This is a genomic window from Paraburkholderia sp. Clong3 (assembly GCF_050436485.1).
In the GTDB taxonomy this organism is placed as follows: Bacteria; Pseudomonadota; Gammaproteobacteria; order Burkholderiales; family Burkholderiaceae; genus Paraburkholderia; species Paraburkholderia tuberum.
The window spans coordinates 2,613,756-2,635,366 of the sequence record NZ_JBNDMH010000003.1; the positions used below are offsets into that span (position 1 = coordinate 2,613,756).

Sequence of the window (21,611 nt, forward strand, 5' to 3'; positions counted from 1 at the left end):
GCTCAGTCTTTACGACTTCGCCGCCGCGGCCGCCGCATCATCCTCGCGAAACAGCTTGTCGGCCAGATGGAATGCGGAGTTGGCCGCCGGCACGCCGCAGTAGATCGCGGTCTGCAGCAGCACTTCCTTGATCTGCTCGCGCGTCACGCCGTTGTTTTTGGCGGCACGCAGGTGCAGCGCGAGTTCTTCGCTGCGATTCAACGCCACCATCATCGCGATCGTCAGCAGGCTGCGCGTATGACGCGGCAGACCTTCACGCGTCCAGATCTCGCCCCATGCGTAACGCGTGATCAGGTTCTGGAACTCCTCGGTCAGCTCGGTGCGGTTCGCGAGCGAACGGTCGACGTGCGCGTTGCCCAGCACCGCGCGACGCACCTCCATACCGGCTTCGTAACGGTCTTCGTCGTTCATTTTGCCTCCGTCAGGAAGTCGAGCACGGTCTTCGTGAACTCACCGGCCTTTTCGATGTTGGAGATATGCGAGGCATTGAGTTCGACGTAGCGCGCGCCCGGAATCGACTGCGCAAGTTCGCGGCCTTGCGCGGCCGTGGCGGCCAGATCGTGCGTGCCGCTGATCACGAGCGTCGGCAGCTTGATGCCCGGCGTTTCGGGCCGCAGGTCGGCCGCGTCGATTGCGTCGCAGTTCGATGCGTAGCCTTCCTTGTCGGTATGCACGAACACGTCGCGGATCATCGCCAGCACGACCGGCTCGCGCTCGATGAAGTCTGCCGTGAACCAGCGCGGCAGCACCGCGTCGGCGAGCGCGAACATGCCTTCGCTGCGCGCCTTCGCGGCACGCGGCACCCACACTTCCGGCGAGCCGATGCGCGCGGCCGTGTTGCACAGCACGACGCGCTCGAAGCGGTCGCCGTGACGCGCGGCGAGTGCGACGCCGGTCAGGCCGCCCATCGATATGCCGCAGAAATTCGCGCGCGCGATCTTCAGCGTATCCATCAGGCTGAGCACATCGCCGCTCAGCTGCTCGATCGTGTACGGACCCTTCGGCGCTTCCGAATGACCGTGGCCGCGTGTGTCGTAGCGCAGCACGCGGAAATGCTTCGACAACGCCGCGACCTGCGGCGTCCACATGGACATATCGCAGCCGAGCGAATTCGACAGCACGAGCCACGGCGCGTGGCCGTGACGATCACCGTCGATACGATAGTGAAGCTCGGTGCCGTTGACTGCGGCGTAGGGCATGCCGGTTACTCCTTGGAATGGGCGCGCTGCGCGCGCGTGGTGTGAAGCGTCAGGGCGGCGTCGACATATGCGTGCGCCTGGCCGACGTATTGAGCGGGATCGAGCAGCTGCTTCAGGCGCTCGAACGAAAGATGTTCGGTGACGGCCGCGTCGGCGGCGAGCACGTCATACAGCGTCTTGCCGTCGCGGATCGCCGCCTTCGACGCGCGCTCGACCAGATGATGCGCGTCGAGCCGGCCGATGGAATCGCCGAGCGCGAGCATCACCGCTTCGCCGAGGATCAGGCCGTGCGTGACGTCGAGATTCGCGGCGAGGCGCGGTTTGTTCACGCTCAGGCCGGACGCGATCTGTTCGATGTTCGCGAGCGCGCCGCCCGCGAGGCGCGCGAGATCCGGCAGCGCGTCCCATTCGGCCTGCCAGCCGCCGAGCGCGCGTTCGTGCTCCTGCACCATGCCGGCGAACACGGTCGCCACGAGGCCGGGCGCGCGCGTCGCGGCCGTCAGTACCGCCGCGCAACCGACCGGGTTGCGTTTGTGCGGCATCGTCGACGAACCGCCCTTGCCGGCCGCAGCCGGTTCGGCGAGTTCGTCGATTTCGGTTTGCATCTGCAGCGACACGTCGCGCGCGATCTTGCCGAGCGTGCCGATCAGCATGCCGAACAGCGACGCCGTCTCGGCGATGCGATCGCGTTGCGTGTGCCACGGCAAGGTCGGTACCGCGAGGCCGAGTTCCTTGGCGAGCGACTGCGTGACCTGCGGCGCCGCCTCGCGCAGACTCGCGAGGGTGCCGGCCGCGCCGCCGAATTGCAGCACCAGCACACGTTCGCGCAACGCGTCGAGCCGCTCGCGATGACGCAACAGCGCGTCGAGCCATTGCGCGAACTTCAGACCCAGCGTGATCGGCAGCGCCTGTTGCAGCCACGTGCGGCCGATCATCGGTGTCGCGCGATGGGTGGCCGCGAGTTTCGCGACCGCGTCGCAGGTGGCTTGCAGGTCGCTGTCGAGCAGGTCGAAAGTGTCGCGCAGTTGCAGTACCGTCGCGGTGTCGATGATGTCCTGGCTCGTCGCGCCCCAATGCACGTATTTGCCAGCTTCGGCATCGGCGGCTTTGACGCGTGCAGTCAGTTGCTTGACGAGCGGAATCGCGAGGTTGCCGCCGAGCGCGGCGTCGCGTGCGAGCGCGTCGGCGTCGAGCTGGTCGGCCTGGCAGGCCGCTTCGATCGCGGGGACGGCGGATCCGGGAATGACTTTGTGCGCGGCAGAGGCACGCGCGAGCGCGGCTTCGACGTCGAGCATCCGCTGCAGCGTGGCACGCGGCGCCCAGATGTCGTTCATCGGCTGTGTGCCGCAAAGAAGGCCAGTCAGACGGGCGCTGGAGTCGAGCATGGTGACGACGATGTTTGAGGGAATCGGAAGCGAAGAAGCGGCACGGCGCGCGGCGGTTCGAAGCAGACGCCGTGGCGGAGCAAGCGCTCGTGCCGTGCGTATGCCGCGGTATGTGCTGCGTATTGTGCGCCAAACGCGGTCAGCCCGTCGCTGAAGTTGCCAGGCCAGTGCTGACGAGGAGTTCGCCCCGTCAGCGCTGGCCCGTTCGCGCAATGCCGCTTTCAGACGAGACGCCATCGACGCGGCCGCAAAGCAGACCGCCGCCGCGACGCCTCAGCCAACCATCAGGCCGCGCGCGCGGCCTGCGTGCCGTCGGTCATCGGCACACCGGTCAGCTTCCGCAGTTCGTCGAAGCCGATGTCCGTGAAAATCTCGCGCACGACGAGGCCTTCCTTCGTGACGTCGATCATTGCGAGGTCCGTATAGATACGGGTCACGCAACCGATACCAGTGACCGGGTACGAGCACTCGGCGGTGATCTTGCTCTCGCCCTGCTTGGTCAGATGCTCCATCATCACGTAGACCTGCTTCGCGCCGATCGCGAGGTCCATCGCGCCGCCGACCGCCGGAATCGCGTCGGGTGCGCCGGTGTGCCAGTTCGCGAGATCGCCCTTCGCCGACACCTGGAACGCGCCGAGCACGCAGAAGTCCAGATGGCCGCCCCGCATCATCGCGAACGAGTCCGCGTGATGGAAGTAGGCGCCGCCTGTCAGCAGCGTGACGTGCTGCTTGCCGGCGTTGATCAGTTCGTCGTCTTCCTGGCCCTTCGCCGGTGCCGGGCCCATGCCGAGCAGACCGTTTTCGCTGTGCAGGAAGATTTCCTTGTCTGCGGCGAGGTGGTTCGCCACCAGCGTCGGCACGCCGATGCCGAGGTTCACGTAAGCGCCTTCAGGGATGTCCTGGGCAACGCGCCTGGCCATTTCATCGCGAGTCAGTTTCTTCATGTCGGTCTCCGGGTCAGGCAGCAGCGTCGTGAGGATTGGGCGTGGGGGCATGCGCCGCTTGCGGCACCGCGATCACGCGTTGCACGAAAATGCCGGGCGTGACGATTTCTTCCGGATCGAGGCCGCCGAGCGGCACCACTTCCGACACCTGCACGATCGCGGTCTTCGCGGCGCTCGCCATGATCGGTCCGAAGTTACGCGCGGTCTTGCGATAGATCAGGTTGCCCCAGCGATCGCCCTTGTACGCCTTGATCAGCGCGAAGTCCGCGTGCAGCGGCGCTTCGAGAACGTAGTGACGGCCGTCGATCAGACGGGTTTCCTTGCCTTCGGCGAGCTTGGTGCCGTACGCGGTCGGCGTGAAGAAGCCGCCGATGCCCGCCCCCGCGGCGCGGATGCGCTCGGCGAGGTTGCCTTGCGGCACGAGTTCGAGTTCGATTTCGCCGGCGCGATAGAGCGCGTCGAACACATACGAGTCGGTCTGGCGCGGGAACGAGCAGATGATCTTGCGCACGCGCTTGGCCTTCAGCAGCGCCGCGAGGCCGATATCGCCGTTACCTGCGTTGTTGTTGACGATGGTGAGATTGCGCGCGCCCTGCTCGATCAGCGCGTCGATCAACTCGGACGGCATGCCGGCCGTGCCGAAGCCGCCGATCATGACGGTCGCGCCGTCGTGGACATCGGCGACCGCCGATTGAAGTGTCTCGAAAATCTTGTTGATCATGTCGAATTTCCTTTGGGGGCGCTACGTGCCGCTGGGCTGACAGCCGTAACCGGCAAGGCTCGCGCGGAAACAGTCTCCGGGCATGCTGGCGACGGCTCGCGAGGGGGAGAGCGGGCTGGCGCCTTCGATTGCTTCGCCGCTGAATTGTTCGTTGCGTGAACAGTGATTCGTTTAGCGAACGCTTCGGCGATTATGGTTGTCCTGCGGGCGGGTTGTCAAGGCAGGGAAACCCCCTTCATCATAGGTCGCCGCGCGCGGCGGCGAAGGTCCGGGATGCCCTCGTCCAGCGCTCGCCCTGCGCGCGAAAATGCCGGCCGCGCAAAATCCCACTATGCTTACGGGCGATTTTTCAACTAGGCTCTATAGCGATACGGCATAAGCATTCCCTTGCCCCGCCCGCCCCGCGAGCCATAACAAGCATGTCCGAGACACATCTGGATCTGAACCTGATCCCCTATCTGGTCGCGATGGAAGACACGCGCAACGTGAGCCGCGCCGCCGAGCAACTCGGTGTGAGCCAGCCGCGCGTGAGCACCGCGCTTGGGCGCCTGCGCGAATACTTCGACGATCCGCTGTTCGTGCGCACATCGAAAGGCATGGAGCCGACACCGCGCGCGCTCGCGATCCTGCCCGCCGCGCGCGACGCGTTGCTGCGCATCGAGAAAGGCATGCTCGACGTGCAGGATTTCGATCCGGCGACGAGCACGCACACGTTTTCGATCGCGCTGTCCGACGTCGGCGAAATCGTGTTTCTGCCGCGTCTTTTGCAGCTGTTCGCCGAGCGCGCGCCGTCCGCGAATCTGCGCTCGGTCACGCTGTCGCCGTCGCAAGTGGAACGCGGGCTCGAATCGGGCGATGTCGATCTCGCCGTCGGCTATTTTCCGGACCTGGCGGGCAACAACTTCTTTCAGCAGCGGCTCTTCACGCATCGCTTCATCTGCCTGATGCGCAGCGGACATCCGCTGTCGAAGGGGCCGCTCACGATCGAGCAATACGTGGCGTCCGGGCATGCGGTCGTGCGCGCCGAGGGACGCAGCCAGGAAGTGCTCGAGCAGTACCTCGAAAAGAAGCGCGTCAAGCGACGCGCGGTGCTCGAAACGCCGCACTTCATGAGCCTGCCTTTCATCCTCGCGCGCACCGATCTGCTCGCGACCGTGCCGCACGCGATCGGCTTCGCGTACGTGTCGGAGCATGCGTCGATCATGCTCGTCGAGCCGCCGCTGCCGCTGCCGCGCTTCGACCTGCGGCAGCACTGGCATCGCAAGTTTCATAACGATCCGCGCGGCAGCTGGCTGCGCGGCGTGGTCGCCGAGCTGTTCAACGATGCGATGGACGAATGGCCGAAGTAGCCGTGCGCAGCACGCCCGCGACTGCCCCGGCCGCGAAAGGGGCATCGGCACCTTCAGCGCAAAACATGGAACAATGACCTCAGTTACTGACCCCGCGCGCCGCGCAGCGTCGACGCGCGATCCAGGAGAGCGACGCATGACCAGCAGCAAGGCAAAGAAGACCAAACCCGTAGCAGCCGCCGAACGCCCGAGCCGCGAAGAAGCCGAGGCAGCCGTGCGCGTGCTGCTGCGTTGGGCCGGCGACGATCCGCAGCGCGAAGGCCTGATCGACACGCCGGCACGCGTGACGCGCGCTTACGACGAGTTTTTCGTCGGCTACCAGGTCGATCCGCGCGACATCCTCGCGCGTACCTTCTCCGAAGTGGACGGCTACGACGAAATGATCGTGCTGAAGGATATCCGCTTCGAAAGCTACTGCGAGCACCATATGGTGCCGATCATCGGACGCGCGCACGTCGCGTATCTGCCGAACCATCGCGTGGTCGGCATTTCGAAGCTCGCGCGCCTCGTCGATGCGTTCGCGAAACGGCTGCAGATCCAGGAAAAGATGACGGTGCAGATCGCCGATACGCTGAACGACGTGCTGCAGCCGGCCGGCGTGGGCGTGATTCTCGAAGCCGCGCATCAGTGCATGTCGACGCGTGGCGTGCACAAGGCGGGCGTCACGATGGTCACGTCGCGCATGCTCGGCACGTTCCGCACCGATCCGTCGACACGGCGGGAGTTTCTGGCGATCGTCGGGAATCCGGGCGTGGTGGCGATGCCGAATGCCTGATGAGGTGGATCCGGGGGCCGCTTGTGGTTCGTTGACGATGCAGCCCCCGCCCCTGCGAATCCAGCGTGCGCGCCCGCGCGCACTCTCTTCAAGCACGCCGGCCACCTTGCGGTGGGCACGCGGGGTTGACAGTTAGTTGCGTATTGACGATTGAGGCCGATGGTCGACACCGGCCGTCCACGCATGGCAGCCCAACAGCAGCAACAGGAGCGCCTCAATTGGTCGAGTTTCCGTTGTCGGCGGTTTCAACCTGGGGCAGCGCTATCGTGTTCGTCAACGTCCTGCTGACGCGCCTCGGCGTACCGATTCCGGCCGTGCCGATGCTGCTGTTCGCGGGCTCGGCGATCGCCGCGGGCACCCTGGCGTTCTGGCCGACCCTCGGCGCGGCGGTGCTGGGCGCATTGATCGGCGACGGCACCTGGTTCACAGCGGGCCGGCTGTATGGACGCAAACTGCTCGCGTGGCTCGGCCGCTTGTCGCCCGCCGTCGATACGAGGCTGGAAACCGCGCGCGCGCTATTCGAACGCTATGGCGTGCCGCTCGTGTCGGTTTCGAAGTTCGTGCCCGGCCTCGGCCTGATCACGCCGCCGCTGATGGGTACGACCGCCGTCGACATCCGCATCTACGCACTATGGGATCTGGCGAGCGTGATCGCGTGGGCGACGTTCTGGCTGCTCGGCGGCGCGGCCGTGGAACGCGAGGTGCATATGCTGCGCGCGTTCGTCGAGCAGCGCGGCGGCACGATCGCCGACATTCTTCTTGCGGTGGCGCTCGTCTATCTGCTCTACCGGCTGTATCTGCGATATTACGAACGGCGCCGGTTCACGCGAGCCACGGCGGCCCAAGCCGCGCCGATGCTGGCCGCGCCGACGCAGGCTTCATCGGCGAGTGCCGCCGCGTCGAGCATGCCGTGGCGCTGGCGGCGCTCCGGCCGCCTGCGCCGCATGGCGCCGTCCCGCGTGCTCGATGCGCGGCCCGGCGCTGCGCTGCTCGATCTGCGACGCCAGATTCCCGACGCGCGCGCGCTCGATCCGCATTCGCCTGAGCAGATCGACGGCGCGCTGCGCACGCACGACATGGTCATCTATTGCATCTGCCCGGACAGCGCGACCGCGCTCGAAGTCTCGCAACTTATGCGCAGCAATGGCTACACGCGGATTCGCGCACTGCCCGGCGGGCTCGATGCATGGCAGCGGCGTGGCTTCCCGGTGGGCTTGCTGGCTCACGCGGATGGTGCGGCCGCCGATCGGCCGCGCTCGGCGTTGCTGGACGAAACACCAGCGGCGGTGACGTTGCGCGGCTTCGCGCCGCGCAGTGCGGAGCACGCCTGAATTGCGCTGCGTCGCGACAATCTGGGCGCGGGAAGGCGCTCACGCTCACGCGAACGAACACCTGGCGTTAAGGCGCCGCCCCCGTGCGCGAGGCCCCCTGCGTCGCCGAATACTCGTCCCACTGCGCCGACCGGGTGCGATTGCGCCCTTCGTTCTTCGCCACATACAACTGTCCATCAGCGACCGCCATCAGTTCGAGTCCGTTCGCGACATCCGTGGCGCTCGGCAGCGCCGTTGCGCAGCCGACGCTCACCGTCACCGCTCGCGGCGCATCGTGTCCGCGCACGATGACCTGGTTTTCCACCTTGCGACGAATCTGCTCCGCGACCGCGAACGCGCCCTGCGCGGTCGTATCCGGCAGCACCACCGCGAACTCTTCGCCGCCGTAGCGCGCGACCAGATCGGCCGAGCGCCGCGCCACGGACGCGATGCAATCAGCCACCGCGACCAATACCTCGTCGCCGCTCTCATGGCCGTAGGTATCGTTGAAACGCTTGAAGTGATCGATATCGATGAACAGCACCGACAGCGGCTTGTTGTCGCGTCGCGCCCGCTTCCATTCGTCGTCGAGCCGCTTGTCGAGCACGCGGCGATTGCTGAGCCCGGTCAGCGGATCGGTCGCGGCAAGACGCAGCAGCGCGGCCTGCGCGCGCTGTTTGTCGCGCAGCGCGAACGCGAGCAGCCACGACACGAGCACGAACACCGAGCCGAACGAGATGGTCAGCGCAGCGGCCACGTGGCTGCGACGCTGCCACGGCGCGAGCACGTCATCGACAGCGGGCGCGATCGCCACGATCAGCGGCGTGCCCGGTACGTGCGTGTAGGTGAAGATGCGACGCACACCGTCGACCCGCGAGACCGATACGTAGCTGCCGGAGTCGTGCACCGTCATCGGTGCGAAGGTCGGTGACTTGGCGACGCTGGTGCCGATAGCGCGCGCGTCGAACGGCTTGCGCGCGAGCAGCGTGCCGTCCGCCATCACGATGAAAACCGAGCCGTGCTCGCCGGTGTCGATCCGGTCCAGCAGGTGCTGGAAGTACTCGATGCGGATCGCGAGCAGCGCGATGCCGGCGAAGCGGCCTTGCGCATCGTCGATGCGCCGCGTCAGCGCGATCGACAGCTCGCCGCCACGCAGCCGCGACATGAACGGATGCGAGAAATACAGGCCCGCCGCCGGATTGCGCTGATGCACCTGAAAGTATTCGCGATCGTCGAGATGGACGGTGGTGTTGGCGTCGGCGTACTGCGCGGCGGCCACTTCACCGTCGGCGCCGACTATATACGCGCCGCCGAGAAACGCGGCGGTGGTCGCGCGATCGAACAGCCTCGCCTGGCGCACCGGGACCGGCAGCGTCCAGGTGAGCGGATCGCCCGCGGCATCCACCATCGATTGCAGCGACAGACTATAAATTTCGACGTTGCGCGCGAGATCGGCGGAAATGATCGACACGAGGTTTTGCGACGTCTGGCGCGCATGATCGAGCATTTCGCGGCGGCCTTCGCCGACCTCCGCCGCCGTCAGGATCGACATCGCCAACGCGACGAGCGTGCCGGCGACGCCGGCCACCCACGGGCGGCTGCCCACATAGCGGGTCATCCCGGCTCGAACGGCGCGCAACGTCAGGCGCAGCCGATGACGCAGCGAAAGCCCATGCGGTGCCACGCTCCTCGCCTCCTTCGCGGACTATTCTTTCGGACCGCAGCGCGGTGCGCCGTGCATTTTGGGCTGCGGATCCTCCGCGCTAGCGAGGACCGAACGCGCTCTCTCAGCCCAGTAGCTCCGACGCCGCGCGCAAGCGGCGTTTGCGTTTCCTGTCGAGCCAACCCAACGCGGCTTCGATGTGGTCCGCGTCGGCAAGCGACGCGGCATTGTCGCGCAACAGCGTTTCGCTGGCGACGGTATCGTTGAGCATGCCGAAGCGCTTCTGGATTTTTTTCAGGCGCTTGAGCGTGCGCTTATGGCTGGTTTTAAGCACCGGCCCGAAAAACTCGAACAGATAGCGCAGTTTCTTGCCCGCTTTTCTGACATCGTGAAAGGCTGCGTAATTCGAGCGTTTCGCATGGCGCGCGCCTTTGATGCGCTTTTTCAATGAGCGCTCCGACGCCCCTATGCGTCGAGCGGCAAATTTGCGCAGCGCACTAGCCGAATCGTGCGTGGCGTGCAGTTGCGCGGAAGTGGTGGCCAACGCATCGCGCAGCAGGTGTTTGACGTCGGCGTTCAACAACGTCTCGCGGCTGGTCGCCAGCGTGTCGCGGCGCGCCTGCTCGAGCTTCGGCATCAATGCTTGCGCGCCGCTGTCTTGCTGCTTGAGCAACGCGATCAGGATGTCCCAATCGCGCGTTTTACCCGCCGCGGTGGCGAGAAACTTGTAGACCGCGCGTTGCCGGGAATTTTCGCCCTTGTCGAGCAGCGGTGCGAAAGCCCACCATAACGAACGCAAACGCCGCAGTGAAACGCGCAGTTTGTGCAGCGCTTCGGGTGACGCGTCGCCGTGCACCCCGGCCGTGCACCCTGTTGGCGAGCCGGATTGCCTCATCGACGAGCGGCGCGGCATAGGAAGTGAAGGCACGCTGTGCCGGTTCGTCCTCTACCGGCTCGTTGACTGTCTCGCTGTCTTGCTTCATCGACGCTCCCGGGAAACATGACCTTACTTCCAGCGTAGCAAAAATGATGCTCAGGAGGATCGCGGCGCGTGTCAGCCGGCTCTTCCCTCACGCGTTGGCGCGTCGCGCCGGCAGCGTCTATCCTCGACCGATAGGATCGCGCGTTGCACGGCTCGGCGAGTGCTCCGGCGACGATGCAGTGTGCAGCGCGCGGCAAATGCCGCAAACAGACCTTAGGAGGATGTATGCGAATACTCGTTGTCGGTGCGACCGGCCTGCTCGGTTCGCACATCGTGAGGCTGCTCGCCACGGAGCATGACGTGGTCGGCGCGAGCCGCAAAGGCTCCGAACTGCACGTCGACCTGTCGGACAAACGCAGCATCGAAGCGATGTATGCGCAAGCCAGCAGCTTCGACGCGATCATCTGCGCGGCCGGCTCCGCGAAATTCGCGCCGCTCGCGGCGCTTGGCGACGAAGACTTTTCTTTTAGTCTTGCCAATAAACTGATGGGGCAGGTCAATCTGGTGCGCTGCGGCGTGGACCATGTGTCGCAAGGCGGCTCGTTCACACTGACAAGCGGCGTGCTCGCGCAACAGCCGATGGAAGGCAGCGCCGCGGTCAGCATCGTCAATGCGGGTGTCGAAGCGTTCGCGCGCTCGGCCGCGCTCGAGTTGCGGGGCAAGGCCCGCGTCAATGTGGTGAGCCCGGGGTGGGTCGCCGAAACGCTCGAATCGATGGGCCGCGATCCGTCGCAAGGGGTACCAGCGGAAATCGTCGCGCAAGCTTATAAACGCACCCTCGGTGGCAGCGCAAGCGGCGAAGTAATCAGCGCATCGTAAGCTCAACCGAAGCCCACTCGCCGCTCGTGCCATTCATCACTTGCTTAGTCCGGTTCGGACATCTTACTATTCCCGTCCGCCAGCCTGCGTAGTATTTACCGGCGTGAGCGGCGTAGCATAGGCCGCGCCGCGCCTGTTTTTCCAGCACCCCCAATGCCGTCACGTAGTTGTCATCCTTGCGACACACCGCCAAAGCAGCATCAAACACTCTGCGACCACTTTTTGGGGCTCACGTCATGCCGGAACTTTCGTATCCGCAACCAGGCGCCGCCAGCGGCAAAGGCCGTAACGCGGGCCTGGTTATTTTCGTTGCCCTGCTCATCGCGGGCGTCGTGTACTGCGGCGTTCATCTGATAGACGATCTGCAGCCGGTACGCGAAAGCTCGGTACTGCCGTATCTGCTGCTCGGTGTCGCGCTGCTGATCGCGCTCGGCTTCGAGTTCGTCAATGGCTTTCACGATACGGCCAACGCGGTCGCCACCGTCATCTATACCCACGCGCTGACGCCGAATATCGCGGTCGTCTGGTCCGGCGCGTGGAATTTTCTGGGCGTGCTGACGTCGAGCGGGGCGGTCGCCTTCGGCGTGCTGCAACTGCTGCCCGTCGAGTTGATTCTGCAAGTTGGCAGCGCCGCCGGCTTCGCGATGGTATTCGCGCTGCTGATCGCCGCGATCATCTGGAATCTGGGCACGTGGTCTTTGGGCCTGCCGTCTTCGAGTTCGCACACGCTGATCGGCTCGATCATCGGCGTAGGTCTGATGAATCAGATGCTGCATGGTGCGAACGGCACCAGTGGCGTGGACTGGAACCAGGCGCTCGGCGTCGGCAAGTCGCTGCTGTTTTCGCCGATCGTGGGCTTTCTGCTTGCGGGCCTGCTGCTGCTGATCCTGAAGGCCGTCGTGCGCGTGCCCGCGTTGTATGCCGAGCCGAAGGGCAAGGAGCCGCCGCCGTTCTGGATTCGCTGCCTGCTGATTCTGACTTGCACGGGCGTGTCGTTCGCGCATGGCTCGAACGACGGCCAGAAGGGCATGGGGCTGATCATGCTGATCCTGATCGGTACCGTGCCCACCGCCTACGCGCTGAACAAGGCGGTCACGCCGGCGCAAACGCAGAACTTCGTCGCGGTCGCGCATCAAACCGCGGCGACGCTGTCGCGCTACACGCAGGGCGCGGTGCCTTCCGCGGATCCGCGCGCCGACGTCGAGGCCTTCGTGCGCACCCGTCAGCTGACGCCCGCCACGCTGCCGGCGCTGCAGCAGCTGACCGAGCAGATCGGTCGCCAGGTCGGCGAGTCGGGCTCGATGGCCGCGGTGCCGCAAGGCATCGTCGATAACGTGCGCAACAACATGTATGTCACCTCCGAGGCGATCCGTCTGATGCAGAAGACCAATCAGCCGCAGTTCTCGCCCGAGGACGCGAAGATCATCGCCAACTTCAGAACGCAGATCGACCACGCGACCAAGTTCATTCCGCCGTGGGTCAAGGTGGCAGTCGCGATCGCGCTGGGTCTCGGCACGATGGTCGGCTGGAAGCGCATCGTCGTTACGGTGGGCGAGAAGATCGGCAAACAGCATCTGACGTACGGCCAGGGCGCGTCGGCTGAACTCGTCGCGATGGTCACGATCGGTGCCGCCGACGTCTACGGTCTGCCGGTGTCGACGACCCATGTGCTCTCTTCCGGCGTGGCCGGCACGATGGCGGCCAACGGCTCGGGTCTGCAATGGGCCACGGTGCGCAGTCTGATCCTCGCATGGGTGCTGACGTTGCCCGCGTCGATCGCGCTCGCGGGCGGGCTGTTCTGGGTGTTCCGTTCGGTGTTCTGAGTTCGCCGATCTGGCGGGGCGAAGCAAGAAGAAAAGCGCGGTACGCTGATATACGTACCGCGCTTTTTCGTTGGCCGGCTATTTCATACGATCCGCTTTTAATACACCTCGGGCACGATCATCGACTGAGGCACCGGCTGACGGCTATAGTCTTCGTGATAGACACGCGACGGCAAGTCGATCTGCGGATGCTCGATCTCGTGATACGGCACCTGGCTCAGCAGATGCTGAATGCAGTTCAGGCGCGCGCGTTTCTTGTCGACGGCCTGCACGACCCACCACGGCGCCTCGGGGATATGCGAGCGCTGCAGCATCACCTCCTTCGCCAGCGTATAGGCTTCCCAGCGGCGCCGGCTTTCCAGATCCATCGGACTCAGCTTCCACTGCTTGAGCGGATCGTGAATGCGGTTCTGGAAGCGGATTTCCTGCTCTTCGTCGGTGATCGAAAACCAGTACTTGAGGATCTGCACGCCGCTGCGCGCCAGCATCTTTTCGAACTCCGGCACCGAGCGGAAAAACTCTTCGTATTCCTCGTCGGTGCAGAAGTTCATCACGCGCTCGACGCCCGCGCGGTTGTACCAGCTGCGATCGAATAGCACCATCTCGCCGCCCGCCGGCAGATGCGATACATAGCGCTGGAAATACCATTGCGTGCGCTCGCGATTGTTCGGCGCGGGCAATGCGGCCACGCGGCACACGCGCGGATTGAGGCGCTGTGTGATGCGCTTGATCGCGCCGCCCTTGCCGGCCGCGTCGCGCCCCTCGAAGATCACGACGAGCCGGTGCCCGGTCGTGACGATCCAGTCCTGCAGCTTGACCAGTTCTCCCTGCAGCCGGAACAGTTCGCGGAAGTATTGCTTGCGCGCCTCGCGATGCTCGGGCGTAAGGCCGGCCGGGCCGTCGATGATGCGGTCGTCGACCTCCATTTCGAGTTCTTCGTCGTAGGCATCGATGAGGTCTTCCTCGAAACGGCGTTGCCGCTCCGCCATCAGTTCGATATCGGGTCTCGGGTCCGGCTCTTTCATTGCGGCTCTCCTCGCAACAGGAATGGGATGGTGCGCGGCGGCTAGCGCGACGCGGTCGCGTTCGATTATCGAAGCGCGAGGTGTCAGCCGTGTTACCGCGTGGGCGGCCGCTGCACATGCGTCGTAACCCCATGATAGCGAGTTTTGCCCCGACTTCCGCCGCTAGGGCAGCGGCCGCGCGAAGCTCAGTTCGTGGCCGTCCGGATCGGTGATATGAAAATAGCGCTCGCCCCACGGCGCATCCGACGGCGCGAACGTCGGCTGCAAGCCTGCCGCCACCGCCCTGGCATGGAACGCGTCGACGTCCGACACGTAGATGATCACGCGCCCCCACCAGTTGACCGGCGCGCGCGCATCGGCGATCAGGTTCAAATACGAACTGCCGAACGCGAACGACGTGAAGGCCTCGCGCGGACCGCCGAACTTGAGCGGGAAGCCGAGCGCTTCGTAGAACGCGACGGCGCGCTGCATGTCGCTGGTGGCGAGCGTGATCGCACAGAGCGACTCGATGCGTGGACCCGGCTGCGGGGATTGCGGCGCTGAAGCGTTAGATGCGGACATGAACAGGGTCTCCGTGGCGCGAGCGAGCGGCGAGCGACGGCCCGCCCGGGAAAGTGTCTCACGGGCAGTGGCCACCGGTCTGGCGGCGCGGCCGGGACACCGCCCACGCCCCCGGGATGCACTTGAAAACTCGCGCAGCGCCCCGCATCTCGGAGCCCGTCTATCCGGAGCATCGTTATGGGAAGCCGCCCACGCTTCATCGATGACCTGTCGAGCGCCGCATCCGACGCCCCCGGGCCCCAATCCACCGACCTTTTGACCCACGACGACGACGCGCTGCTCGACGCCTACTCCCGCACCGTGATCGGTGCACTGGAGCGCGTGCAGCAGGCGGTCGCGTTTATCGCCGTCGAACGCCGGCTGCCCGGCGACGCGTCCGCGCATGGGCGCGGCGCGCGCGGCGGCACCGGCTCGGGCTTCCTGTTCACGCCCGACGGCTACCTGCTGACCAATAGCCACGTCGTGCATGGCGCGACGCATATCCAGGTGACGCTGGCCGACGGCGCGAAGTTCGACGCCGATCTGGTCGGCGACGATCCCGGCAGCGATCTCGCGGTGCTGCGCATCGGTTCGCCGGAACCGCTGCCGCATGTCGAACTCGGCGAATCATCGAAGCTGCGCGTCGGGCAGATCGCCATTGCGGTCGGCAACCCGCTCGGGCTGCAACAGACCGTGACGACCGGCGTCGTTTCGGCGCTCGGCCGGTCGCTGCGCTCGAACTCCGGCCGCATGATCTACGACGTGATCCAGACCGACGCGGCGTTGAATCCGGGCAACTCGGGCGGACCGCTGATCAATTCGGCGGGTCAGGTGATCGGCGTGAATACCGCGATCATTCCTGGCGCACAGGCCATCTGTTTTGCGACCGCGATCGATACCGCGAAGTGGGTCATCATGCAGATCTTCGCGCACGGTCGCGTGCGACGCGCGTATATCGGCGTGGCCGGCACGACGACGCCGCTGTCGCGGCGCGTGCAGCGCTACTTCGGACTCGGCACGCAAAGCGGCGTGCGCGTGATGGAGATCGTCAAAGGCAGTCCGGCGGCGCTCGGCGGCTTGCGCACCGACGACACGATCGTCGCGATCGACGCGCAGCCGGTGCAGGATGTGGATGCACTGCAACGCACGCTCGATGCTTCGCGTATCGACAAGCCGGTCAACGTGACGGTGTTGCGCGGCGCGCAGCGGGTGGAGTTGACGGTGACGCCGGTGGAGCAGGCAGGGTGATGGGGGATTGCCGGAGACTGCGGGGTGAACAGTCAGGCGCCATCCTACCGCAAACCCTACATTAGACTCTACAAGAAATAATTAAAATCCTTATAAATCAATTTATTGAACGATATAATCAACAACATGTAACTCTACATTAAACCCTACAATCCGCCATGACGACCGTCGTATCGTTCGAACCCTTGTTTCCTGAGGACCGTGCATTGGATCCGCTGATCGAGCGCACGACCGAACTCGTCGACTCATCGCAAAAGCTCCTTGCCGTAAGCGGGACGCCATTGGCCGCGGCGCTCGTCCCGCAATTGCGTGCGATGAATTCGTACTACACAAATAAGATCGAAGGCCAGCACACCACGCCCGCCAGGATCGAGGCCGCTCTCAAGCGCGACTATTCAGCTGACGTCGCCGAGCGCAAAAAGCAGCGCCTTGCGATGGCGCATATTGCAACGGAATCCTCGCTCGAAGAAGAGTGGGATTTGCTTGCGACGCCCGCCCTGTTCGAGCCCGCACGACTTACGGCCATTCATGAGCGATTTTTTTCCTATTTACCGGTCGCTGAGAGATTTACCAGCGAGGGCGAACCAATCGTGCCGGGCGAACTTCGCAAATCGGACGTCACCGTGGGCCGGCATCTCGCGCCAGAACCTGAAATGATCGCGCCATTGCTCGATGCATGGGCCAAGCGATATGCGCGCCTACGGATCAAGGACCATCAGTTGATCGGCATCGCCTGCTCGCATCATCGGTTGGCATGGACTCACCCGTTCGCAGACGGCAATGGCCGGGTGGCACGTCTGCATTCACATCTCGCTTTACGATCGGCCGACTTGACGCATGGCCTATGGTCTCCGCTTCGCGGTCTCGCACGCGAACATGAGCTGTACTACGCAAGATTGAGCGAAGCCGACCAGACGCGCCGCAATGACCTCGATGGCCGAGGCAATCTATCCCAGGAAGGCCTGGTGCGTTTCGCGCGGTTCTTTCTCGATTGCTGCCTGGACCAGGTCAGCTTTATGGTTCGCATGACCGAGTTCGATGGCATTGCAGATCGCCTGCTCGATCTATTGCGTTACCTCGATTCGAATCCGTGGATGATCGGCTCCGAAAAATCGGTGATCAAACCGGAGGCCTCGGCACTGGCGATGGAGTTTGTGGCGACGCGGCGTGCAGTCAGCCGCGCCGAATTCAATCAGATACTTGGCGTTACTGATGTTCTGGCTCGCCGGATTACGCGCTCTCTACTTGATATTGGACTGCTCGACTCGCCTTCCCATCGCGGCAATCTCTCGTTCGGACTCCCATTGAAAAGTCTTCGATTTCTATTCCCGAGACTATGGCCCGAAGTCGATCAGGACTAGGGTCTGTTTACATATGGAACGCACGTGCGAATGCCCGCTATCGGCCGTCCCCCAAGGGGACTTCCTTCGGGGCGCAGGGCAAGGAGTAAGGAGCGCTGCGTGGCCGCGCCACGTGAGCGACGCACGACGCCGCCATGCGGCCGATAGCGGGCATTCCCCTGGAATGGAATTCAGAACTGGGGTTGCCGCGAGAAGGGCCGCTCGCTGCGTCATGCTCCTTGCGAATACGTCGAGTATTCGCGGCGTCGCAATCCTTGCGAGCGGCCCTTCTCGCGGCAACGCACGTGCGTTCCATATGTAAACAGACCCTAGGCTGATCGTCGAAGAGAATGGCTGCAACCGGCTCTCCTCCCTACCGAACCACCCGCGTCACCCCTCGCCCGCGCGGATCGGCCGCCGCCTCCGGCTCGTCCCCATCGATCCTGATCACCTGAACATCGCCGGTGAATTCCTGCCCTTCCAGCTTGTAGCCCTTCGCCTCGAGCTGCTGGGCGAGTTCGCCCTCGATCGGCTTGTACGGCTCCGAATAGATCGTATTCGGCGGCAATAGCTGGTGATGGAAACGCATCGCGGCGAGCGCATCCGGCAACGGCATGTCGAAGTCGTAGATGTCGTTGATCACCTGGAAGATCGTCGTGAAGATCCGCGATCCGCCCGGCGTGCCGATCACGAGCGCGACCTTGCCGTCCTTCGTCAGAATCGTCGGCGCCATCGACGACAACGGGCGCTTCTTCGGCTCGATCGCATTCACGTCGCTGCCGACCACATCGAACATGTTGGCGGCGCCCGGCTTCGCGGAGAAGTCGTCCATCTCGTCGTTCAGCGCGATGCCTGCCCGATCCACCACGACGCCCGAGCCGAACGCGCCGTTCAGCGTGTACGTGTTCGACACCGCGTTGCCCCATTTGTCGACCACCGAAAAATGCGTGGTCTCCGCCTTCTCCGGCATCGAGGTCCCTAGTCCCGGCTGAATGCTCTTCGTGTCCGACAGCATATTCGGATCGACCTCGGCCGCGCGCTTGGCCAGATACGGGTCGTCGATCAGTTGCGCGACCGGCACCTTGTAGAAATCCGGGTCGCCGAGGTACTGCGCGCGATCCGCGAACACGCGCTTCTCGAGCTCCGCGATCAGATGCACGTATTGCACGGAATTGAGCGGCACGTTCTTGAACTCGGGCGCGATATCGGCCTTCATCTTCAGCAGTTGCACGAGCCCGACGCCGCCCGAACTCGGCGGCGGCGCGGTGATCACGCGGTAGCCGTTCCAGTTCGCCTGCACCGGCTCGCGCCAAACCGCCTTGTACTGCGCGAGATCGGCCTTCGTAATCAGGCCGTGGCCGCGCATCGAAGCGGTGATCAGATCCGCAGTCTTGCCCGTGTAGAAATCTTTCGGGCCCTGATCGGAAATACGCTGCAGGACCGCGGCAAGGTCAGGCTGCCTGAAGATGACACCCTGCTTCAGATTGCCGAAGTAGGTGTCGAAATTGGTCTTGCCCGCGAAGTTCTTTGCCGCATCGTCGCGCAGTTTCTGAAGTTGCGGGGCGACCATGAAGCCGTCGCGCGCATAGTGAATAGCCGGCGCGAGCACCTGCTGCCATTTCAGCTTGCCGAAACGGCGCTGCGCTTGCCACATGCCCTCGACGGTGCCTGGCACGCCCACCGCGCGATAGCCGACCAGGCTCATGCCTTTGATGATCTCGCCCTTGTCGTCGAGATACATGTTCTTCGTCGCGGCGAGCGGCGCGCGCTCGCGATAGTCGAGGAAATACGGCTTGTTGTCGACGTACAGCGTCATGAACCCGCCCCCGCCGATGTTGCCCGCATCCGGGAACGTGACCGCAAGGGTGAAGGCGATCGCGGCGGCCGCATCGACCGCATTGCCGCCTTCGTTGAAGATCTGCTCGGCGGCATCGGCGCTGTATGAGTCCGGCACCGCAATCGCCGAACCGGCAAGCACGGCCGGTTGCGTCTTCGCGGGCGCTTTCGCGACAGCAGGCGCCGCCTCGAGAAACCCGGTTGAAACGCAGAGGATTGCAATCAGGGCAAGACCGCTGATCGAAGCACTGGTTGAAGCTTTGACGTTGCGAAACAAGTTCATGACCTCCTCATCGACGACGACATCCGCATGATGGCTTACGCGCGCCCGCGACGGCCGCGCGAGATCTCATCGCCCGCGTCTCGCGGCAGCCGCCGCGTAATCGGAATCGACAGGCACGAGAACAGACCGACGACGAGAAACGCCGGCCAGAAATCGGAGAACACGATGTTCGGATGCCCTTGCACACGATGCGAAATCTGCAGCACGATGCCCGAGATCGTCACGCCGAGGCCGAGCGACATCTGCTGGATGACGCTCGCGACACTCGTCGCGCGGCCGACGTCGCTGCCCGGAATATCCGCATAGGCCAGCGTATTGAGCGACGTGAATTGCAGAGAAGGAAAGAAGCCGCCCACCAGCACGATGCACCAGATCACCCAATGCGGCGTGCCGGGAAAGAACAACCCGTACACGGCGATCGCGAGACCCGCGCACGCGGCGTTGACCATCAGCACGGTACGAAAGCCGAAGCGTTCGAGAATGCGCGACGCCACCGTCTTCATGAAAATCGAACCGAACGCGGATGCGCACGTGATCGCGCCGGCTCTGAACGCGGTCATGCCGAGCCCTTCCTGCAACGCGAGCGGCAACAGGAACGGCACGGCGCCAAGACCGATCCGAAACAGCGAACCGCCGATCACGCTCGCATGAAAACTTGGAATGCGCAGCAAACGCAGATCGAGCACCGGCAGCGCGACGCGGCTCGCGTACAGCACATAAAGCAGCAGCAACACGATGCCGGTCACGCACATGCCGACCGATTGTCCCGTCGACACCAGTTCGCCGCCGACCAGCGAGAGCCCGAGCATGAACAGCGAAGCCCCGCTAGCCGACAGCACGAAGCCGAGCCAGTCAAGCCGGCCCGGATGCGGCTCGCGCGTATTGGCGATGTACTTGTTGGTGAGCCAGATGCCGAGCAGGCCGATCGGCACGTTGATCACGAAGATCAGACGCCAGTGCAGATAGGTCGTGATAAAGCCGCCGAGCGGCGGCCCGACCACCGGACCGAGCAACGCCGGCACCGTCAGATAGTTCATCGCGCGAATGAACTCCGACTTCGGCAGCGACCGGAAGATGATGATGCGGCCCACCGGCACCATCAGCGCGCCGCCGATGCCCTGCACGAAGCGCGCGAGCACGAAGGTAACGAGCGAAGTGGAGGCCGCGCACAGCAGCGAGCCCGCCATGAAGATGCCGATCGCGGTGCGGAACACGGTGCGCGAACCGAAGCGGTCGGCGACCCAGCCGCAGATCGGGATAAAGACGCCAAGGCCGATCACATACGCGGTGACCGCAAGCTTCAGCGTGATCGGATCATGACCGAGGTCGCGTGCCAGAACCGGCAGCGACGTCACGATGACCGTGCCGTCCACGTTTTCCATGAACATCGCGCACGCGACGATCAGCGGAACGATGAAAGCGCCTAAAGCGAGCAGCATTGTCATGGCGACGGGCGGCCAGCCATCAATGGAAAGCGTCGATTATGGCATCGCGGCGACAACAAATGTTGTCGCGCGAGGGGATTTTGCCGTGTGCCATCGCGCGCTGCCGTGCATCTTCGCGCGCGGCACGGACGCCTCAGCGCGATGCGCTGACGAGCGGCTGCAACTGCGGCAGGATCTCGTTGGCGGCGCGCGCGACGTCGTTCGGAAAGTCGATCTCGATCCACGGCGCGCCGCTCACCTCGGCCGTGTCGAACACCTGGCTGCGCTCGAGCAGCAGGTCACGCACCGCCTCTTCGTGCGGCATGTTCGCGCGGCCGCTGTCGATATAGCCCGCGACGATCTGCGTGAAGCGTCGCGCGGTTTCCTCGCGGAAGCGGAAGAAGCCGACCGACTCGCCGATCGTGTCGTACTCCAGATTGACCGCGAGCTGCTTGCGCAACTCGACCGGCACGCCGTCCTTCAGGCACAGCTTGACGGGCTCGTCGCCCGCTTCGAAATCGCGGTCGATCAGCAGACGGTTGACCGACTCGCCCGCCACCAGCGCGCTCAGGATGCGCTCGTCGTACAGCACGTCGGCGTCCATCAGCAGCACGTCGCCGCCGCGCGTCAACGCGTCGGCAACGGTATGCACGGTCAGCACGCTGCCAAGATCGAAGCGCGGATTGAGCACGGTCTCGACCTCGTGCGGCCAGTCGATGCGCGCGAGTTCCGCCTGCACGGATTCCGGCTGGAAACCGAGCGCCAGCACGACGTCGGTCACGCCAGCGGTTTTGAGCATCTGCAGATGCCGTTCGAGCAGGCTCATGCCGTCGAACTGCAACAGGCATTTCGGAAACTGGGCTTGCGGCGGCTGCTGGAGACGCAGGCCGAGGCCCGCTGCGAGAATGATTGCGCGCATGCGCGGTCCTTTGAAAAAAGTACGGA

The 21,611-nt window shown here is 64.5% G+C and carries 18 protein-coding genes and 1 pseudogene; 7 read left to right on the forward strand and 12 right to left on the reverse strand.

Features of this window, described 5'->3' with window-relative positions; genetic code table 11:
• Window positions 1-9 precede the first annotated feature (9 nt).
• From pcaC to OKW30_RS35365, 5 genes are all read right to left on the reverse strand, one after another.
• Window positions 10-411, reverse strand: a complete 402-nt coding sequence (gene pcaC / locus OKW30_RS35345) for a 4-carboxymuconolactone decarboxylase (protein ID WP_187619599.1) — start codon at window positions 409-411, stop codon at window positions 10-12.
• Window positions 408-1,199 carry a 3-oxoadipate enol-lactonase gene (pcaD, locus tag OKW30_RS35350; protein WP_184063224.1) on the reverse strand — a complete coding sequence of 264 codons (792 nt, stop codon included), beginning with the start codon at window positions 1,197-1,199 and terminating at the stop codon, window positions 408-410. Before pcaD ends, pcaC begins: the two co-directional genes overlap by 4 nt.
• 5 nt (window positions 1,200-1,204) lie before the next feature.
• Window positions 1,205-2,584, reverse strand: a complete 1,380-nt coding sequence (locus tag OKW30_RS35355) for a 3-carboxy-cis,cis-muconate cycloisomerase (RefSeq protein ID WP_429348912.1) — start codon at window positions 2,582-2,584, stop codon at window positions 1,205-1,207.
• Between the two features lie 284 nt (window positions 2,585-2,868).
• A complete protein-coding gene (locus OKW30_RS35360; RefSeq protein ID WP_184063230.1) occupies window positions 2,869-3,528 on the reverse strand; it encodes a 3-oxoacid CoA-transferase subunit B in 660 nt (219 codons plus the stop codon).
• 13 nt (window positions 3,529-3,541) lie between these two features.
• Complete coding sequence (locus OKW30_RS35365) at window positions 3,542-4,249, reverse strand: 3-oxoacid CoA-transferase subunit A (RefSeq protein ID WP_062131411.1); 708 nt, start codon at window positions 4,247-4,249, stop codon at window positions 3,542-3,544.
• A 419-nt stretch (window positions 4,250-4,668) separates the two neighbouring features.
• Between OKW30_RS35365 and OKW30_RS35370 the strand changes: the two genes are divergently transcribed.
• The 3 genes from OKW30_RS35370 (at window position 4,669) to OKW30_RS35380 (ending at window position 7,704) form a co-directional block, all read left to right on the forward strand.
• Window positions 4,669-5,598, forward strand: coding sequence for a LysR family transcriptional regulator (locus OKW30_RS35370; RefSeq protein ID WP_429348913.1), 930 nt, complete (start codon window positions 4,669-4,671; stop codon window positions 5,596-5,598).
• Between the two features lie 136 nt (window positions 5,599-5,734).
• Window positions 5,735-6,373, forward strand: a complete 639-nt coding sequence (folE, locus tag OKW30_RS35375; RefSeq protein WP_187631670.1) for a GTP cyclohydrolase I FolE — start codon at window positions 5,735-5,737, stop codon at window positions 6,371-6,373.
• 218 nt (window positions 6,374-6,591) lie between these two features.
• Window positions 6,592-7,704 (forward strand): VTT domain-containing protein, encoded by a 1,113-nt coding sequence (locus tag OKW30_RS35380; protein ID WP_429348914.1) that lies wholly within the window; start codon window positions 6,592-6,594, stop codon window positions 7,702-7,704.
• 67 nt (window positions 7,705-7,771) lie between these two features.
• On the opposite strand, the gene OKW30_RS35385 is transcribed toward OKW30_RS35380, so the two are convergent.
• Window positions 7,772-9,367: a diguanylate cyclase gene (locus tag OKW30_RS35385; protein WP_429348915.1), complete on the reverse strand. Its 1,596-nt coding sequence runs from the start codon at window positions 9,365-9,367 to the stop codon at window positions 7,772-7,774.
• Between the two features lie 103 nt (window positions 9,368-9,470).
• Window positions 9,471-10,329, reverse strand: a pseudogene (locus tag OKW30_RS35390) (CHAD domain-containing protein).
• Window positions 10,330-10,553: 224 nt separating this feature from the next.
• Here OKW30_RS35390 and OKW30_RS35395 point away from each other — a divergent pair.
• The gene (locus OKW30_RS35395; protein WP_184063245.1) at window positions 10,554-11,147 is read left to right on the forward strand and encodes a short chain dehydrogenase; all 594 of its coding nucleotides are present in this window, start codon (window positions 10,554-10,556) and stop codon (window positions 11,145-11,147) included.
• 236 nt (window positions 11,148-11,383) lie between these two features.
• A complete protein-coding gene (locus OKW30_RS35400; RefSeq protein WP_184063248.1) occupies window positions 11,384-12,970 on the forward strand; it encodes an inorganic phosphate transporter in 1,587 nt (528 codons plus the stop codon).
• 98 nt (window positions 12,971-13,068) lie between these two features.
• Here OKW30_RS35400 and ppk2 read toward each other — a convergent pair whose 3' ends face one another.
• The gene (ppk2, locus tag OKW30_RS35405; RefSeq protein ID WP_429348916.1) at window positions 13,069-13,995 is read right to left on the reverse strand and encodes a polyphosphate kinase 2; all 927 of its coding nucleotides are present in this window, start codon (window positions 13,993-13,995) and stop codon (window positions 13,069-13,071) included.
• 162 nt (window positions 13,996-14,157) lie between these two features.
• On the reverse strand, window positions 14,158-14,556 hold the full coding sequence (locus OKW30_RS35410) for a VOC family protein (protein ID WP_184063251.1): 399 nt from the start codon (window positions 14,554-14,556) through the stop codon (window positions 14,158-14,160).
• A 177-nt stretch (window positions 14,557-14,733) separates the two neighbouring features.
• Here OKW30_RS35410 and OKW30_RS35415 point away from each other — a divergent pair, with 177 nt between their 5' ends.
• Both OKW30_RS35415 and OKW30_RS35420 read left to right on the forward strand, forming a co-directional pair.
• A complete protein-coding gene (locus tag OKW30_RS35415) occupies window positions 14,734-15,783 on the forward strand; it encodes a S1C family serine protease (protein WP_187619609.1) in 1,050 nt (349 codons plus the stop codon).
• A 206-nt stretch (window positions 15,784-15,989) separates the two neighbouring features.
• On the forward strand, window positions 15,990-17,144 hold the full coding sequence (locus OKW30_RS35420; protein ID WP_260335514.1) for a Fic family protein: 1,155 nt from the start codon (window positions 15,990-15,992) through the stop codon (window positions 17,142-17,144).
• Between the two features lie 352 nt (window positions 17,145-17,496).
• Here the strand turns inward: OKW30_RS35420 and ggt are convergent, their stop codons facing one another.
• The 3 genes from ggt to OKW30_RS35435 form a co-directional block, all read right to left on the reverse strand.
• On the reverse strand, window positions 17,497-19,242 hold the full coding sequence (gene ggt, locus OKW30_RS35425; protein ID WP_429348917.1) for a gamma-glutamyltransferase: 1,746 nt from the start codon (window positions 19,240-19,242) through the stop codon (window positions 17,497-17,499).
• Window positions 19,243-19,277: 35 nt separating this feature from the next.
• Window positions 19,278-20,681, reverse strand: coding sequence for an MFS transporter (locus tag OKW30_RS35430; protein ID WP_187619625.1), 1,404 nt, complete (start codon window positions 20,679-20,681; stop codon window positions 19,278-19,280).
• A gap of 139 nt (window positions 20,682-20,820) precedes the next feature.
• Entirely contained in the window at window positions 20,821-21,585 is a 765-nt protein-coding gene (locus OKW30_RS35435) for an NTP transferase domain-containing protein (RefSeq protein WP_429348918.1), read from the reverse strand.
• Between the last annotated feature and the right edge of the window lie 26 nt (window positions 21,586-21,611).